At 74.2% G+C, this 16,078-nt stretch carries 13 protein-coding genes; 3 read left to right on the top strand and 10 right to left on the bottom strand.

Annotated features, from left to right (window positions below):
* Position 1 precedes the first annotated feature (1 nt).
* Positions 2–1,684, bottom strand: a complete 1,683-nt coding sequence (locus tag CP977_RS22940) for a TerD family protein (protein ID WP_152370739.1) — start codon at positions 1,682–1,684, stop codon at positions 2–4.
* 132 nt (positions 1,685–1,816) lie between these two features.
* Positions 1,817–2,404 carry a M48 metallopeptidase family protein gene (locus CP977_RS22935; RefSeq protein ID WP_062752336.1) on the bottom strand — a complete coding sequence of 196 codons (588 nt, stop codon included), beginning with the start codon at positions 2,402–2,404 and terminating at the stop codon, positions 1,817–1,819.
* Positions 2,405–2,663: 259 nt separating this feature from the next.
* Here CP977_RS22935 and CP977_RS22930 point away from each other — a divergent pair, with 259 nt between their 5' ends.
* Positions 2,664–3,914, top strand: a complete 1,251-nt coding sequence (locus CP977_RS22930) for a TOMM precursor leader peptide-binding protein (RefSeq protein ID WP_152370738.1) — start codon at positions 2,664–2,666, stop codon at positions 3,912–3,914.
* Positions 3,915–3,955: 41 nt separating this feature from the next.
* Complete coding sequence (locus CP977_RS22925; protein WP_062752338.1) at positions 3,956–5,329, top strand: ABC1 kinase family protein; 1,374 nt, start codon at positions 3,956–3,958, stop codon at positions 5,327–5,329.
* A 32-nt stretch (positions 5,330–5,361) separates the two neighbouring features.
* On the opposite strand, the gene CP977_RS22920 is transcribed toward CP977_RS22925, so the two are convergent.
* From CP977_RS22920 to CP977_RS22900, 5 genes are all read right to left on the bottom strand, one after another.
* Entirely contained in the window at positions 5,362–5,544 is a 183-nt protein-coding gene (locus tag CP977_RS22920) for a hypothetical protein (RefSeq protein ID WP_152370737.1), read from the bottom strand.
* Between the two features lie 107 nt (positions 5,545–5,651).
* A complete protein-coding gene (locus CP977_RS22915) occupies positions 5,652–5,975 on the bottom strand; it encodes a hypothetical protein (protein ID WP_062752340.1) in 324 nt (107 codons plus the stop codon).
* Positions 5,972–6,340 (bottom strand): WhiB family transcriptional regulator, encoded by a 369-nt coding sequence (locus CP977_RS22910; protein ID WP_109185334.1) that lies wholly within the window; start codon positions 6,338–6,340, stop codon positions 5,972–5,974. Before CP977_RS22910 ends, CP977_RS22915 begins: the two co-directional genes overlap by 4 nt.
* A gap of 172 nt (positions 6,341–6,512) precedes the next feature.
* Positions 6,513–6,860, bottom strand: coding sequence for a hypothetical protein (locus tag CP977_RS22905; protein WP_152370736.1), 348 nt, complete (start codon positions 6,858–6,860; stop codon positions 6,513–6,515).
* A gap of 172 nt (positions 6,861–7,032) precedes the next feature.
* Positions 7,033–9,213, bottom strand: a complete 2,181-nt coding sequence (locus tag CP977_RS22900; RefSeq protein ID WP_062752342.1) for an ATP-dependent DNA helicase UvrD2 — start codon at positions 9,211–9,213, stop codon at positions 7,033–7,035.
* Positions 9,214–9,450: 237 nt separating this feature from the next.
* Here CP977_RS22900 and CP977_RS22895 point away from each other — a divergent pair, with 237 nt between their 5' ends.
* Positions 9,451–9,693, top strand: coding sequence for a mycoredoxin (locus CP977_RS22895; RefSeq protein WP_062752343.1), 243 nt, complete (start codon positions 9,451–9,453; stop codon positions 9,691–9,693).
* 88 nt (positions 9,694–9,781) lie between these two features.
* Here the strand turns inward: CP977_RS22895 and nudC are convergent, their stop codons facing one another.
* The 3 genes from nudC to CP977_RS22880 form a co-directional block, all read right to left on the bottom strand.
* Positions 9,782–10,693 carry an NAD(+) diphosphatase gene (gene nudC / locus CP977_RS22890; RefSeq protein WP_062756876.1) on the bottom strand — a complete coding sequence of 304 codons (912 nt, stop codon included), beginning with the start codon at positions 10,691–10,693 and terminating at the stop codon, positions 9,782–9,784.
* Between the two features lie 237 nt (positions 10,694–10,930).
* Complete coding sequence (locus CP977_RS22885) at positions 10,931–12,349, bottom strand: dipeptidase (RefSeq protein ID WP_109185332.1); 1,419 nt, start codon at positions 12,347–12,349, stop codon at positions 10,931–10,933.
* Positions 12,350–12,463: 114 nt separating this feature from the next.
* Positions 12,464–16,060, bottom strand: coding sequence for an ATP-dependent helicase (locus CP977_RS22880; RefSeq protein WP_152370735.1), 3,597 nt, complete (start codon positions 16,058–16,060; stop codon positions 12,464–12,466).
* Between the last annotated feature and the right edge of the window lie 18 nt (positions 16,061–16,078).

Raw genomic sequence — 16,078 nt, 5'->3', positions numbered from 1 at the left:
CTCAGACCTCGTAGGGCTGGACGACGATGAAGTTGCCGGGGGCGCCCCGGAACTGCAGGTTCACGGTTTCGCCGCTGTGGCCCGGGTAGGCGTTGCGGCGCAGGCGCACCTGGCTGGAAAGGACGACCTGGGACGCGGACGACCAGGCGACGACCGCGTTGCAGTCGGCGAAGGTCGTGGGCGTGACCGGGAGGACCACGGGGATGCCGCGGGTCTTCACGACGACGGTGCCGCTGCCCTGGAACTGCATGGTGAACAGGGCGCCGCCGGGGATGCCGTGGCCCTCGATGCGGCGGACCTCGTACTGGAGGGTCTCGTCGAACGCGAGGACGTTCTCGGCGGAGACGCAGATGCCGTCGCCCTGGAGCTCGATCGGGTGCAGCTGGGCGCCCTCCTCGGCGAGGAAGACCTGGCCGCGGCCGGTGCAGCGCATCAGCTGCATCTCCTGGCCGGTGGCGTTGCCGACGATCCGGCCGGCGAAGCCCGCGCCCTTGTACCCGAAGTCGACCTTGCCCTGGTACATGACCATGGAGCCCTGACGGGCCAGGACGGGCGTGCCGCCCATGGCGAGGTCCACCCGCATGAGCTGCTGGTTCTGCGGGGTCCAGCGGGAGCCGGTGGCGGTCTCCTTGTACGGCGCGAGCGCGGCGGCGAGGCCCGCGCCGGTGGCGGGGGCACCCTGGGGCACGCCCGCGTGCTGCTGCCCGAAGGCGGGCGGCTGCTGGCCGTACGGGGGCGGGGTCTGCCCGTAGGGGGGCTGCTGGCCGTACGGCTGCTGGTGGCCGTGGGCCGGGGTGTGCGGCGGCTGGCCGTGACCGGGGTACTGGCCCGGGGGCTGCCCGGGGACCTGCCCGTACGGGGGCGGCGTCTGCCCGTACGGGGGCGGGGTCTGCCCGTAGGGGGCGGGGGCCGGAGCGGGCGGGGGCACGGGGGCCGGGGCCATGGGCGCGACCATCGTGGGCGCCGTGTGGTCCGGCGGCGCCGGCGGGGCGGGCGCGGGGGTCGGGGCGGGCGGGGCCGCGGGGGCGCCGAACGCGGGTGCGGGTGCGGGAGCCGGGGCGGGCGCGGGGGCGCCGAAGGCCGGGGGCGCAGCCGCCTGGGGCGGCGGGGCGAAGCCGGGCGCGGCCGCCTGCTGCTGCGGGGCGGCGGGCTCCTCCTCGGCGACCTCGCCGCCGAAGTTGCGCAGGAGCGCCTCCAGGCCTCCGTCGAAGCCCTGGCCGACGGCGGCGAACCGCCAGACGTCCTTGAGGTAGAAGTCGCCGAGCATCACCGCGCGCTCGGTGGAGAACTCCGCCCCGGTGAACGCGTACCGGGCGACCTCCTCGCCGCCCGCGACGATCCGCAGGTGGCCGGGGCCGATCTGGGACATCTGTCCGGCGCCGTCGATCGTGGCGGTGAAGGACAGCTTGTGGATGTGCGCGGGGATGCGGTCGAGGGTGATGCGGAAGGACTCGGTGTCGCCGGCCTGGGCGCCGAGGAGCTGGATGGACTCCTCGGGCGACTTCGGCTGGTTGAAGAAGACGAAGTAGCGGTCGTCCGAGAGCCGCTCGTCGGCGTCGAGACCGAAGCAGCTGATGTCGAAAGTCAGTCCGGGCGCCGCGATCTGCACGCCCACGTACAGATCGGTCCCCGCGGTCAGATCACTGATCTTGGCCTTGTGGCCGCGTTGGAATTCCCTGGCCATGCGTAACGACCGTCCCCCATCCCGAATGGCGAATGCTCGCGCCAGGCTAACCGCTGCGTGCGACATTGAGACAGGCCAGGGTGTTTTCGGTACGGAATCGGGAAATCCGCGTGCCGCCTCGTGGCGGCGCCGTCACTCCTCGCGAGCGTCCTCCGGGCGGTCCGGAAGGTTCGGGAGGCGCTCGGCGGCGACCACGCCCTCCAGGTAGCCGCGGGCCCGCTCGGTCCGGGGGTAGGCCTCCAGGAGCCGCCAGAACCGGGGGCCGTGGCCGGGGACGAGCAGATGGGCCAGCTCGTGCAGGAGGACGTAGTCGACGACGTACTCGGGCATGCCCTGGAGCCGGTGGGAGAGGCGGATGCTGCCCTCGGAGGGGGTGCAGGAGCCCCAGCGGGTGTTCTGGTTGGTCACCCAGCGGACCGAGCCGGGGCGGGCCCGGCCGCCGAAGTACTGGTCGGAGAGGCGTCGCGCGCGTTCGGTGAGCTCGCGGTCGCCGAGGACGCTCCGGCTCTCCTTGGCGGCGAGCTTGTCCAGCATGACGCCGACCCAGCGCCGCTCCTCCGCCTCCGACATGCGGGCGGGGATGAGCACGACGGTCCGGTCGCCCTCGCGGTAGGCCGAGACGGTCCTGCTGCGCCGCGCGCTCCTGCGGACCTCGACCGCGCTCGTCCCCGGGTCGCGGGGCGGCTTGCTGGTCACGCTGCGTCGTGGGTCGGCGGGCACGGGCCCGACGTTACCCGCTGCCGGGGCCGTTCCGGGAACGGTCCGGCCGTACCACGCCCCATTTGAATGACTAATCCCCCGGCCTGTGGACAACTTTCGGCACCGGTCGGGGCGGCGGGGGCATTCTCGCTGCGGGACGACGGAAATCCGTTGTCGATCATGAATGCGGTTCGTGCGTGCGGATCGCGAGGGCGGTTCGTGTGTGGATCACGCGTGCGGATCATGTGCGGAGATCATGTACGGGGGCGGGGGCGGGGAAATGCATCCGATGGTGAAACCGGCGCTGCGGCGGGCCTGGCGGAGTCTGCGGTGCGTCCAGTTCGGGGTCACGCCGGCCCATGCCGTGGTGCTCGATCCGGTGGGCCCGGAGACGGAGGCGGTGCTCGGGCTGCTCGACGGGACGCGCGGGGTCGAGCTGCTGCGGACCGAGGCGCGGGCGCTCGGCCTGCCGGACGGGCGGCTCGACGCGCTCCTCGGCCGGCTGGAGTCGGCCGGGCTCCTCACGGACGCCGCGGCGGGGCGGCCCGGGAGGGCGGGGCCGGCCGCCGGGGCGGCGGACGCGGCCCTCGATCCGCTCCGGGCGGACCTGGCCTCGCTGTCCGTGGTCCATCCCGAACCGGAGCGGGCGGCGGGGGTCCTGGCGGCCCGGCGGGCCCTGCGCGTCCAGGTCCGGGGCGCGGGGCGGGTGGGGGCGACGGTGGCGGCCCTGCTCGCCGCGGCGGGCGTGGGCCGGGTCGAGGTGGTGGACTCGGGCCGGGTCGAGCCCTGGGAGACGGCGCCGGGCGGTCTGCCGGCCGAGGCCGTCGGCGAGCGCCGGGCGACGGCCGCCCGCCGCCTGGCCGGCCGCTGGTCGCGGGGCGCGCCGCGCGGGGGCGGGCGGGGCGGGGGCGGCACCGGGCCGGGTGACCGAAAGGGCGGCGCGGGCGCGGGGCCGGGCGGACGGGCCGAGGCGGGGAGACACGGGCGGGGTGACGGGAGCGACAGGTGGGGGGACGGGAACGGTGGGGGCGGGCTTTCACTCGTGGTGGTGGCGCCTCGGGACGGTCTCGGCGCGTACGTCCCCGATCCGCTCCCGGCCCAGCGGTGGGTCTCCGCCGGCGTCCCCCACCTGTACGCCGGGGTCGTCGAGGCGACGGGGACGGTCGGCCCGCTCGTGCTGCCGGGCGGCACGGCCTGCGCCCGCTGCCTCCAGGAGGAGCGGACGGACCGGGAACCGGTCCGGCCCCGGCTGCTCGCCCAGTGGCGCTCCGGCGCCCCGCATCCGCTGCCGGCCTGCGACCTGGCGCTGGCCACGGCGGTGGCGGGACTGGCCGCCGCGCACGCCCTCGCCTTCCTGGACGGGGACCTGCCGGCGAGCACGGGCACCCGCTGGGAGGCGTCGCTGCCGTTCCTGGAGTGGCGGGCGGAGCGGTTGAGACCCCATCCGGCCTGCCCCTGCGGGGCGGCGCGCGGAAGGGAGGGGGAGCTCGCCTCGGCAGCGGAGGACGCGCACGACACAATGGCGGGGTAACGGTCCTGCGCGGCACGGCAGTCTGGGTTTTGGAGGGGCGCATGTCTGATCTTCCCCGGAAGGCGGTCACCCGGACCGCCAAGTTGGCCGCGTTGCCCCTGGGCTTCGCGGGCCGGGCCACATGGGGCCTGGGCAAGCGGATCGGCGGCCGGTCGGCGGAGATCGTCGCCCGCGAGCTCCAGCAGCGCACGGCCGACCAACTCTTCAAGGTGCTGGGAGAGTTGAAGGGAGGGGCGATGAAGTTCGGGCAGGCTCTCTCCGTCTTCGAGTCGGCCCTGCCGGAGGAGGTCGCCGGGCCGTACCGGGCGGCGCTGACGAAGCTCCAGGACGCGGCGCCGCCGATGCCGACGCGGACGGTGCACGCGGTCCTGGAGGAGCGTCTCGGCGCCGACTGGCGGGAGCTGTTCCTGGAGTTCGAGGACAAGCCGGCGGCCGCGGCCTCGATCGGGCAGGTGCACCGGGCCGTGTGGCACGACGGGCGCGAGGTCGCGGTCAAGGTGCAGTACCCGGGTGCCGGGGAGGCGCTGCTCTCGGACCTGACGCAGCTGAGCCGCTTCGCCCGGCTCCTCGGTCCGCTGGTCCCGGGCATGGACATCAAGCCGCTGATCGCCGAGATGCGGGACCGGGTCTCCGAGGAGCTGGACTACGGCCTGGAGGCGGCGGCCCAGCGGAAGCACGCGGAGGAGTTCGCCGACGACCCGGACGTGGTGGTCCCGGCGGTGGTGCACCAGTCGGAACAGGTCCTGGTGACCGAGTGGATGGAGGGCCTCCCGCTCGCGGAGGTGATCGCGGACGGCACGCGGGAGCAGCGGGACCGGGCGGGTCAGCTCCTGGCCCGCTTCCTCTTCTCCGGCCCGGCGCGCACCGGTCTGCTGCACGCCGACCCGCACCCGGGCAACTTCCGGCTGCTGCCGGGGGCGGACGAGGAGGCCGACGGGGACGGAGACCCGGGGAGCTGGCGGCTCGGCGTCCTCGACTTCGGCACCGTGGACCGGCTGCCGGGCGGGCTGCCCGAGACGATCGGCACCTGTCTGCGGATGGCGCTGGCCGGCGAGGCCGAGACGGTCCACGACCTGCTGCGCGCGGAGGGCTTCGTCAAGGAGACCGTCTCGCTCGATCCGGACGCGGTCCTGGAGTACCTGCTGCCGATCATCGAACCGGCCGAAGCGGAGTCCTTCGTCTTCACCCGCTCCTGGATGCGCGCCCAGGCGGCCCGCGTCGCCGACCCCCGCTCCCCCGCGTACCAACTGGGCAAGCAGCTGAACCTGCCGCCCTCGTACCTCCTGATACACCGGGTGACGCTGAGCACCATCGGGGTGCTGTGCCAGTTGAACGCGACGGTCCGCCTGCACGACGAACTGACCGCGTGGCTCCCGGGCTTCGCGGAGCCGGAGGCCGAGGGGGAAGCCTGCTAGGGCCTGTCCGGCGGATCAGGCCCTAGAAGACGTCACCACCAGGAGGAGTCGAGTCTGCCCTCGATGGCGCGGAGGTTGGTGCGGGAGCAGTCCTCGCAGAAGTAGACCCGGCGGTCGTCCTCCACCGAGAAGGTCCAGGTCAGCGGCAGGGTTTCGGTGGTTCTGCCGCAGCGGGCGCAGGTGAGGGGCTCCTCGGGGGTGTCGGGGGCGTTCACCCTTGCGACGATAGCCCGGCGGGGCGTCCGCGGTCCCGTACAACGCACCGCGGGGGCCGGTCCTGAAGGACCGGCCCCCGTGGCGGCGCCCCGGAGGGCGCGGGTTCTCAGTGCATGACGGCCATGGCCAGCGCGCGGCGGGCGCGCAGCGAGACGCGCTCGGCGCGGCGCTGCATGCGCCGGGCGGCGACCAGGCGCGCGGCCTGGCGTTCCGCCTCGGCCTCACGCTGTCGGTCGTGCATATGGGCACGAGCCAGGGCTTCGGGGATGAGTTGCATTTCACGGGTCCTGTTCTGACGCGCCACGGGTGCGGCGGCGGGGGAGAAAGACGGGGTCGCGGAGCCTGCGGGCTCGCTGGCGGAAGAGGTCATCGGGGCCTGCTTCTGGGGATCGTGCGTGTGGGGGCGGTCGATGGTTCCGGTGGCGTTCATGCCGCGACCGGGTTCTTGCGCGGACGGCCACGGGGCCGCTTGCGGGCGACGACCACGCCCTGGACGAAGAGCTCGCCGCCCCAGACGCCCCACGGCTCGCGCCGCTCCTTGGCGCCGGCGAGACAGGCGGCCATGAGCGGGCAGGTGCGGCAGAGGGACTTCGCGTACTCCACGTCGGCCGGGGACTCCGCGAAGAAGACTTCGGGGTCGTAGGAGCGGCAGGGGACGGGGACGCCGAGGTTCTCGATGGCGTCGTCGAGCGCGGTGAGCGCGGTGAGGGGGGTCAAAGCGGGGTCCTCCGTGAGGCCGGGCTGGGGGATCGAATCGGAGAGCGGTACGGACGGGGCGTGCGCTTCGAGTTGCACGGTGTTCTTTCCTCGTCTGGTCGTTCCGGCCTGTTGGCCGGGGTTTCGGCTGGTACCGGGTGTTGCTGTCCCGAGGCCCCTTCTCCCGTCCGTCCCCGTTCGGGGACAAACAGAAGGGCCGCGGATCCCGGGTGGGGTTCCGCGGCCCTGAAGGCGCCTGCCTGATCCTGGATCAGGCTGGATCACTCCAGGGTTCGAGCCCACGGAAGGCCCACATCGTGTGGTGCGTCATCTGCTGCTGGGTGCCGGCACCGGTCGCCGCAAAGGCATAGGCCTTGGCCTTGCCGGCTGCTCCTGCTTCCAGTGCCTTGGTCGGTCGCTCATTGCGCAGGGCCACGGAGGCCCGAAGCTCTACGGCGGCGGGCATGCCGAGGCCGGAGAGACCGGTGGTAGGCAGACCGGTGCCGATGAACGCCGAGGCGGAGAGGCCGAGCGTGCAGGCGGAGACGACCGAGCGATCGGTCATTTTGGCGGTGCTGACGAAGCTGGCGGTGCTGGTCTGAATGGTGTAGCTGATCACTGGAATCGCCTCCTCTCGGCGTCTCGGAGGGCTCGGGTGCGAGCCGGACCCTCATGTTTATTTGGACAAGTACAGCACGAAGACAGGGCTTCGAAGAAGCCGCCGTTTCCGTGGTTAAGAACCTATGGGGCTTGACGGGGCGGGCGCAAACTATTTTTCCGACGAGTTTTCCTCAGTCCTCGCCTGCCCCCGCCCCTCCCTCCTCACCTGCGCAGATGGCCAGGACGTCGGCTCCGAAGCGGTTCAGCTTGCGGGTGCCGACGCCGGCGATCGAGGCGAGCTCCCCGCCGGTGGCGGGGACCCGCTCGGCGATCGCCATGAGGGTCTTGTCGGTGAAGACGCAGTAGGCGGGCTGGCCGAGTTCGCCCGCCCGCTCGGCCCGCCAGTCGCGCAGCCGCTCGTACAGCCCCTCGTCCATGTCCGAGGGGCAGTCCTCGCAGCGCATCAGCTTCATCGCGCCCGCCTCGGTGAGGGTCGCGCCGCAGACCCGGCAGCGGACGGTGCCGCGCTGCCTGCGCCGGGCGGGGGCGCTCCCCCGCTCGACGGAGCCCTGCCCGCCGCCGTGGACGGTGGTGCCGAGGGCGCCGGAGCCGGGGCGCAGGCCCTTGAGGAAGCGGGTGGGGCGTCGGGAGGGCCGCCCGCCCGGGGAGCGGGACAGGGACCAGGAGAGCGCGAGGTGCACCCGGGCGCGGGTGACGCCCACGTACAGCAGGCGCCGCTCCTCCTCGACCTGCTCGTCGGTCTTGGCGTAGGTGATCGGCATCATGCCCTCGGTGAGGCCGACCAGGAAGACGGCGTCCCATTCGAGGCCCTTGGCCGCGTGCAGCGAGGCGAGGGTGACGCCCTGGACGGTCGGGGCGTGCTGGGCGGCGGCCCGCTCGTCGAGCTCGGCGACCAGGTCGGAGAGGGTGGCCCCCGGCCTGGCGCGGGCGAAGTCCTCGGCGAGCCGGACGAGGGCGGCGAGGGACTCCCAGCGGTCGCGGACGGCGCCGGAGCCCGCGGGCGGCTCTGTGGTCCAGCCCTTGGTGGACAGGACCGCCCTGACCTGCGCGGGCAGGTCCTCGGTCCCGTCGAGGAGGGAGTCGTTGCCTCCGGCGCGGGCCGCGCCGCGCAGGGCGATGCCGGCCTCCCGGACCTCCTGGCGCTCGAAGAAGCGCTCGGCGCCGCGGAGCTGGTAGGGCACCCCGGCGTCGGCGAGGGCCTGCTCGTAGACCTCGGACTGGGCGTTGATCCGGTAGAGGACGGCGATCTCGCCGGCCGGGACGCCGGCGGCGATCAGGTCGCGGACGCGGCGGGCGGTGCCCTCGGCCTCGGCGGGCTCGTCGGCGTACTCGGCGTAGGCCGGCTCGGGGCCCGGGTCGCGCTGGGAGACCAGCTCCAGGCGGTGCTCGGCGGCCCGGCCGCGGGCCTGGGAGAGCAGTCCGTTGGCCAGGTGGACGACCTGGGGGGTGGAGCGGTAGTCGCGGACCAGCCTGACCACGGTGGCGCCGGGGTGCCGGGTGCGGAAGTTCAGCAGGTGGTCGGGGGTGGCGCCGGTGAAGGAGTAGATCGTCTGGCTGGCGTCGCCGACCACGCAGAGGCTGTCGCGGTCGCCGAGCCACAGGTCGAGCAGGCGCTGCTGGAGCGGGGAGACGTCCTGGTACTCGTCCACCACGAAGTGCTGGTACTGGCGGCGGACCTGGTCGGCGATGTCGTGCCGGTCCTGGAGGATCGCGACGGTGAGCAGCAGCACGTCCTCGAAGTCGATCACCGAGCGGTCGCGCTTCAGCTGCTCGTACGTGGCGTAGATCTGGCCGATCTCGGCCGGGTCGCGGGGGGCGTCCCTGAGGGCCTTGGCGACGACGGCCGGATAGTCGGCGGGGACGGTCTGGGTGACCTTGGCCCACTCGATCTCGCCGGTGACGTCCCGCAGCTCGTTCCGGTCGAGCCGGATCCGGCAGCGGGCGGCGGCCTCGGCGACGAGCTGGACCTTCCGCTCCAGGAGCCGGGGCAGGTCGCCACCGACTGCTTTCGGCCAGAAGAACTGGAGCTGGCGGAGGGCGGCGGAGTGGAAGGTGCGGGCCTGGACGCCGCCCGCGCCGAGCTGCCGGAGCCGGCCGCGCATCTCGCCCGCGGCGCGGTTGGTGAAGGTGACGGCGAGGACGGTGGCGGGCTGGAGGACTCCCGCCCGCACCCCGTACGCGATCCTGTGCGTGATGGCCCGCGTCTTGCCCGTGCCGGCTCCCGCCAGCACGCACACCGGGCCGCCCAGGGCGAGCGCGACCTCGCGCTGCTCGGGGTCGAGCCCGTCGAGCACCGCGTCGGCCGTCTCCGGCACCCGGGGGAAGAGAGTGGAGTGCGTCGCTGCTGTCACCCCGCCATGCTGCCAGGTCCCGTGGGGTCGGTGCGGCGGGTTGTCCACAGGCGGAAGGCGCCGGTCATACGAATCCCGGGGCGGCGGGGCCGGGCCGCCGGCCGATGCGGGACCGGTGCGGATTCCCGTGCGGGACCGGTCCGGAGCCGGGTCCGGGAATGGGACGGAGAGGGCGTACGTTCTCCTTCTCGGACCCCGTCAGCGAACGCGAACGAAGAACCAGAGGAGCGCCTGGCCATGCAGGGCACTGTGACGATGTACAGCACCACGTGGTGCGGCTACTGCCGTCGGCTGAAGAGCCAGATGGACCGCGAGGGCATCGCGTACACGGAGATCAACATCGAGCAGGACCCGGACTCGGCGGCGTTCGTCGAGAAGGCCAACGGCGGCAACCAGACCGTGCCGACCGTGCTCTTCCCGGACGGCTCCACCCTGACGAACCCGAGCCTCGCGCAGGTCAAGCAGAAGATCGGCGCCTGAGTCTCCGCCCCCTTCGCGGTGGCCGAAAAGAGCCCCTGCCGGACAGCTGTCCGGCAGGGGCTCCGTCGTGTGCGCGAGGCGGCTCGGGTCAGAGGACGTCGCCCGGCTTCGGGAGCGGTCTGCCGTACCAGCGCTCGACCAGGCGGGAGGCGATCGAGATGCCGTACGGGGGGACGACCTCGCCGCTCTCGAAGGCGGCGGCCAGCTCCTCGCGGGAGAACCAGCGGGCCTCGTGGATCTCCTCGCCGTCCACGGTGATCTCCGAGGAGGTGGCGCGGGCGAAGAAGCCCAGCATCAGGCTGGACGGGAAGGGCCAGGGCTGGCTGGCGACGTACTCGACCTCGCCGACCGTGACGCCCGCCTCCTCGAAGACCTCGCGGACCACCGCCTGCTCGATGGACTCGCCCGGCTCGACGAAGCCGGCCAGGGTCGAGAAGCGGCCCTCCGGCCAGTGCACCTGGCGGCCGAGCAGGGCCCGGTCGTGCTCGTCCGTGACGAGCATGATCACGGCGGGGTCGGTGCGCGGGTAGTGCTCGGCGCCGCAGGCCTGGCAGCGGCGGATGTGCCCGGCCGCGGCGATGACCGTGCGCTCGCCGCAGCGCGAGCAGAAGCGGTGGAGGCGCTGCCAGTTCTCCAGGGCCACGGCGTGCACCATCAGGGCGGTGTCCCGGTCGGAGAGCAGCATCCCGGCCTCGCGCAGCCCGGCGGGGCGGGCGGACTGGTCCATGCGGCCCGGGAGGGAGTCCTTCTGGAGCGCGAAGTAGGAGATCCCGTCGGCGTCCGTGCCCAGGAAGTAGCGGTGGGTCTCGGTGACCGGGGCCTCGAAGGCCGGGGTCATGACGAGTTCGGTGGTGCCGTCGGGCCGGTCGTCGATCAGCACCTGGCCGCCGGAGACCACGAAGACCCGGGTGGTGGGGTGGCTCCAGGCCGCCGCGAGCCACGCCTCGTCGAGGCGGTGGTGGGCGGCGCGGTCGATGCCGCTCGGGGCGGTGAGCGGGATCGGGCGGTCCGCGGGGGCCGGTACGTCCGCGGGGGCCGGTACGTCCGTGGGGGCCTGTACGTCCGCCGGGGTCGGGGCGTCCGTCGGAAGGGTCGCCGGGGTGCCCTCCGGGGCCGGGGTGCTCTCCGGAGCCGGGGTGTCCGGGGCGTTCTCCGGGGCCGACGGGTCGTTCAGGGCCGGCACGTTCTTCAAGGTGCTCACAGGTTGCTTCCAACTCCCCCGGTTCGGTGTGTGGGTTCAGCGCTCGGCGGCCTGGAGGGCGACGGGCAGGTCGCCCCAGAGATGAGCGGTCGTCTCGACGCCCTTCATGAGCAGATCGAGCTCGATCTTCTCGTTCGGGGCGTGCCAGCCGTCGGACGGGACGGAGATGCCGAGGAACAGGACGGGTGCCTCCAGGACGTCCTGGAGGTCGGCGGCCGGACCCGAGCCGCCCTCGCGGGTGTAGCGGACCTCGGCGCCGTCGAAGGCCCGGCTCATGGCCCCGGCCACCGCCTTCAGGGCGGGGTGGCCGAGGGGGGTGAGGCAGGGGCGGGTCGGGGCGCCGAAGACGATCTCGTACCGGATTCCGGCCGGGACGAGGCCGGCGAGCCAGTCCCGTACCGCCAGTTCGATCTTGGCGGGGTCCTGGCCGGCGACCAGCCGGAAGGAGAGCTTGAGGTGGGCGGAGGCGGGGACGATCGTCTTGCCGCCGGGGCCCTGGTAGCCGCCGCCGATGCCGTTGACCTCGGCGGTGGGGCGGGCCCAGACCCGCTCCAGGGTGGAGAAGCCCGCCTCGCCCAGGGTGCCGTGGGACTTGGCCGTGCGCAGCCAGGCCGCCTCGTCGAAGGGCAGCTCGGCGACGAGGGCCCGCTCGGTGTCGGTGAGCTCGGTCACGCCGTCGTAGAAGCCGGGGATCGCGACGCGCTCGTCGGCGTCGTGGAGGGCGGCGACGATCCGGCCGGCGACGGTGGCCGGGTTCGGCACGGCGCCGCCGAAGGAGCCGGAGTGGATGTCCTGGTCGGGGCCGTACAGCTCGATCTCGCAGTCCGCGACCCCGCGCATGCCGGTGCAGACGGTCGGGGTGGTCTCGGACCACATGCCGGTGTCGGAGACGATCACGGCGTCGGCGGCGAGCCGTCCGGCGCGGGCCTCGACCAGCTCGCGGAAGTGCGGGGAGCCGGACTCCTCCTCGCCCTCGATCAGGAGCTTGAGGTGGACGGCGGGGGCGGTGCGGCCGGTGACGGCGAGGTGGGCGCGGACGCCGAGGGTGTGGAAGAGGACCTGGCCCTTGTCGTCGGCCGCCCCGCGCGCGTACATCCGGCCGTCGACCACGGTCGGCTCGAACGGATCCGTGTGCCAGCCGTCCTCGCGGGCGGCGGGCTGCACGTCGTGGTGGCCGTAGACGAGGACGACCGGGGCGTCCGGATCGTCCGAGGGCCACTCCGCGAAGACGGCGGGGGCGCCGGGGGTCTCCCAGACCTCGACGGTCGTGAAGCCGGTCTCCGTGAGCTTGGCGGCGAGCCAGTCGGCGCTGCGCCGCACGTCGGCGGCCCGCTCCGGCTGCGCCGAGACGGACGGGATGCGCAGCCACGCGGCGAGGTCGTCGAGGAAGGCGGCACGGTGCCGCTCGATGTACGCGCGCACTGCGTGGACGGCGCTGTCCGGGGTCTCGCTCATACATATGAGCCTATCCGGCGCCCGGGGGTGCCCCGCCCGGTGCGGCTGTCCGGCGTCCGGAGTGCTCAGTCCGGTGTGCCCGTCCGGCGCCCGGAGGCGCCCCGCCCGGTGTGTTTATCCGGCGTCCGGTGGCGTCCCGCCCAGCAGGATCGCCTCCAGTTCGGTCCGGCCGGGCAGCCGGGCGGGCCGGGCGACCTCGCCCGTCCGTACGTACACGAAGGCGGCGGCCACCTCCTCGGGCGCGAGGCCGTGCTGCTCGGCCCAGGCGAGCCGGTAGAGCGCGAGCTGGAGCGGGTCGGCGCTGCGGGTGCGGCTGGTCTTCCAGTCGACGATCTCGTACGCGCCGGTCTCCGGGTCCCGGTAGACGGCGTCGATCCGGCCCCGGACGACCCGGCCCGCGAGGGTGAGGTGGACGGGGACCTCGACGCGGTGCGGGGTGCGGCGGGCGTACGGGGTGCGGGCGAAGGCCTCCTTCAGCTCGTCCAGGTCCCGTTCGTCGAGGATCTCGGGCTCGCCCGCGAACTCCTCGCCGCCGGGCAGCTCCTCCGGGCCGAGGAACGGCAGCGGCAGCTCCTCGTGGCGGGACTCCACCCACGCGTGGAAGCGGGTGCCGCGGCGGGCGGCGGGCTGCGGGGGCTTGGGCAGGGGCCGGGCCAGCTCGCGCGCGAAGCCGTCGGGGTCGGCGGCGAGGCGCAGCACCTGGGAGGCGGAGAGGTACGCGGGCAGCAGGACGTCCCGGGTGGTGGCGCGGGCGCGGCGGAGCTCGGTGGTGAGGGAGGCGAGGTCGCGGTCCCAGGAGGCGATGGTCCTGGCGTCCTCGGGGGTGAGGGCGCCGGGGGCGTCCGGGGCGCCGGGGTCTTCCGGGGCCTCGTACGCCTCCGGCCCCCGGGCCCCGGGGGCAGGGTCCGGCTCCCGGGCGGCGGTCCCTTCCGGGGCTCCGGGCTCCTGGGGCACCGCCGGCTCGGGGGCGCCGGGCACCTCCGGAACCTCCTGCTCCGGGGCCTCCGGCTCCTCCGGTTCCGGGGTCCTCGGCCCCGGGACCGTGTCCGCGTGGGTGTCCTCGGGGAGGACCTCCTCGTCCCAGACGGGTTCCTCGTCCCAGATCGGTTCCTCGTCGTCCCAGACGGGTTCCTCCTCGTCCGGCCAGGGGTCCTCGGGGCGCGGGCCCCGGGAGGCGGGCTCCGCGCTCGTGGGGTCGTGCTCCCCCGGTCCGCCCTGCGGAACGACCGTCCACAGCCGGTCCCGGACGAGTGCGGCGGCTTCCCGGCGGCGCCGGAAGGACTCCTCGTCCAGCGGCAGCGGCCAGGCCTCGTCCCGGTCGGCGGTCGCCAGGGTCGGGTTCTCCGCGTCCTCCTCCGGCGCGTCCGCCCAGGCCTCGATCTCGCCGTGGCCGGCCGCGCAGTGGTCGTACAGGGCGAGGAGGAAGTCCGAGGGGCCGCGGGGCTTCTTCTGGCTCGGGCCCCACCAGTGGCCGGAACCGAGGAGGAGGGAGCGGGGGCGGGTGAAGGTGACGTACCCCAGGCGCAGTTCCTCGGTGTGCTGGTGCTCGCGCATGTCGGTCTTGAACGCGGCGAGGGACTTGGCGTCCCAGGTGTCGATCGCCGGGAGCGTGGCGGCGTCGCCGCGCAGGGCGTGCGGGAGGACCTGCGGCTGGGAGGTCCACGCCTCGCGCGCGCGTGCGCTGGGGAACTGGCCGGTGACCAGGCCGGGGACGGCGACGACGTCCCACTCCAGGCCCTTGGACTTGTGGGCGGTGAGGACCTTGACGGTGTTCTCGCCGCCGGGCAGGGCGCTGTCGAGGCCCTTCTCGAACTGGACGGCCGTGCGCAGGAAGCCGAGGAAGGCGAGGAGGGTGGCCTCGCCGTCGAGGGAGGCGAAGCCGGCGGCGACGTCGAGGAAGTGGCCGAGGGTCTCGCGGCGGCGGGCGGCGAGGGCGTGCGGGGAGGCGGAGAGCTCGACCTCCAGGCCGGTGGTGGTGAGGACCCGGTGCAGTACGTCCATGAGGGGGTCGGCGAGCGAGGTGCGCAGGGAGCGCAGTTCGGCGGCGAGGCGGGCGAAGCGGACCTTGGCCTCGGCGGAGAACGCGAGGCCGTCGTCGGGGGTGCCGCTGGAGTCGAGGAAGGTGTCGAGCGCGTCGGCGAGGGAGATCACCTCGGCCGGGTCGACGCCCTCGACGGCGGCGGCGAGCCGCTGCTCGGGGTCGGTCTCCTCGCCCCCCCGGTGGACCAGGAGGCGGGCGCGACGGCCGAGGAGGGCGAGGTCGCGGGGGCCGATCCGCCAGCGGGGGCCGGTGAGGAGCCGTACCAGGGAGGCGTTGGCGCCCGGGTCCTGGAGGACCTCGCAGACGGCGACGAGGTCGGCGATCTCGGGCAGGTGGAGGAGGCCGGAGAGGCCGACGACCTCGACGGGCACGTCCCGGGCGACGAGGGCGGCGTGGATCGCGGGGAAGTCGGTGGCGGTGCGGCACAGGACGGCGATCTCGCCGGGTTCGCGGCCGGTGCGGACGAGGTGGGCGAGGGAGTCCGCGAGCCAGTCGATCTCCTCGGCGTGGGTGGGCAGCAGGGCGATCCGTACGGTGCCGTCGTTCTCGGCGCCGGGTGCGGGCCGCAGCGCCTCCACGCCCGCGTGCATGGCGCGCAGGGGGGCGGCGAGGCCGTTGGCGAGGTCCAGGAGGCGGCCGCCGCTGCGCCGGTTCTCGGAGAGGGCGTAGCGGCTCGCGGGGCTGCCGTCGCGGTGCGGGAAGTGCTCGGGGAAGTCGTCCAGGTTGGCGACGGAGGCGCCGCGCCAGCCGTAGATGGCCTGGCAGGGGTCGCCGACGGCGGTCACGGCGTGTCCGGTGCCCTGGCCGAAGAGGCCGGAGAGCAGCAGCCGCTGGGCGACGGAGGTGTCCTGGTACTCGTCGAGGAGGACGACCTTGAACTCGTCGCGCAGGATCGTGCCGACCTCGGGCCGGGTGGTGGCGAGTTCGGCGGAGCGGGCGATCTGGTCACCGAAGTCGAGCAGGTCGCGGGAGCGCTTGGCGGCGCGGTAGCGGACGACGAGGTCGAGGAGTTCGCGGCGGGCGGTGGCGGCCTCGGGGGCCTTGCGCAGCTCGGCGTTGCCGAGTTTGGCGCTCGCGAGGACGGTGAGCAGGTCGGAGTCGTACGCGCGGAGCCGGTCGGGCGGGACGAGGTGCTCGGCGAGTTCGGCGTCGAGGGCGAGCAGGTCGGTGATGAGGGTCGGGAAGGACCGGGTGAGCGCCGGGTACGGGCCGGGGGCCTCGCGGAGCACGCGCGCGGCGAGCTGGTAGCGGGTGGCGTCGGCGAGGAGCCGGGAGGTGGGCTCCAGGCCGATGCGGAGGCCGTGGTCGGTGAGGAGCTGTCCGGCGAAGGCGTGGTAGGTGGAGATGCGGGGCTCGCCGGGCGGGTTGTCGGGGTCGATGACGTCGGGGTCGGTGACGCCGGCGCGGACGAGGGCGGTGCGGACGCGCTCGGCGAGTTCGCCGGCGGCCTTGTTGGTGAAGGTGAGGCCGAGGACCTGCTCGGGAGCGACCTGGCCCGTGCCGACGAGCCAGACCACGCGGGCGGCCATCACCGTCGTCTTGCCGGAGCCGGCGCCGGCCACGACGACCTGCGGGGCGAGCGGCGCGGTGATGCAGGCCGTCTGCTCCGGGGTGAACGGGATGCCGAGCAGCTCCTTGAGCTCCTCGGGGTCGCTGATGCGTGCGGTCACCGGAAGAGGCTAGCGGGG

Origin of the sequence: Streptomyces cinereoruber (genome assembly GCF_009299385.1) — a bacterium.
Classification (GTDB): Bacteria; Actinomycetota; Actinomycetes; order Streptomycetales; family Streptomycetaceae; genus Streptomyces; species Streptomyces bikiniensis.
The sequence above is the reverse complement of the archived record's forward strand: the minus strand, read 5'-3'. Positions and strand labels throughout refer to the sequence as shown.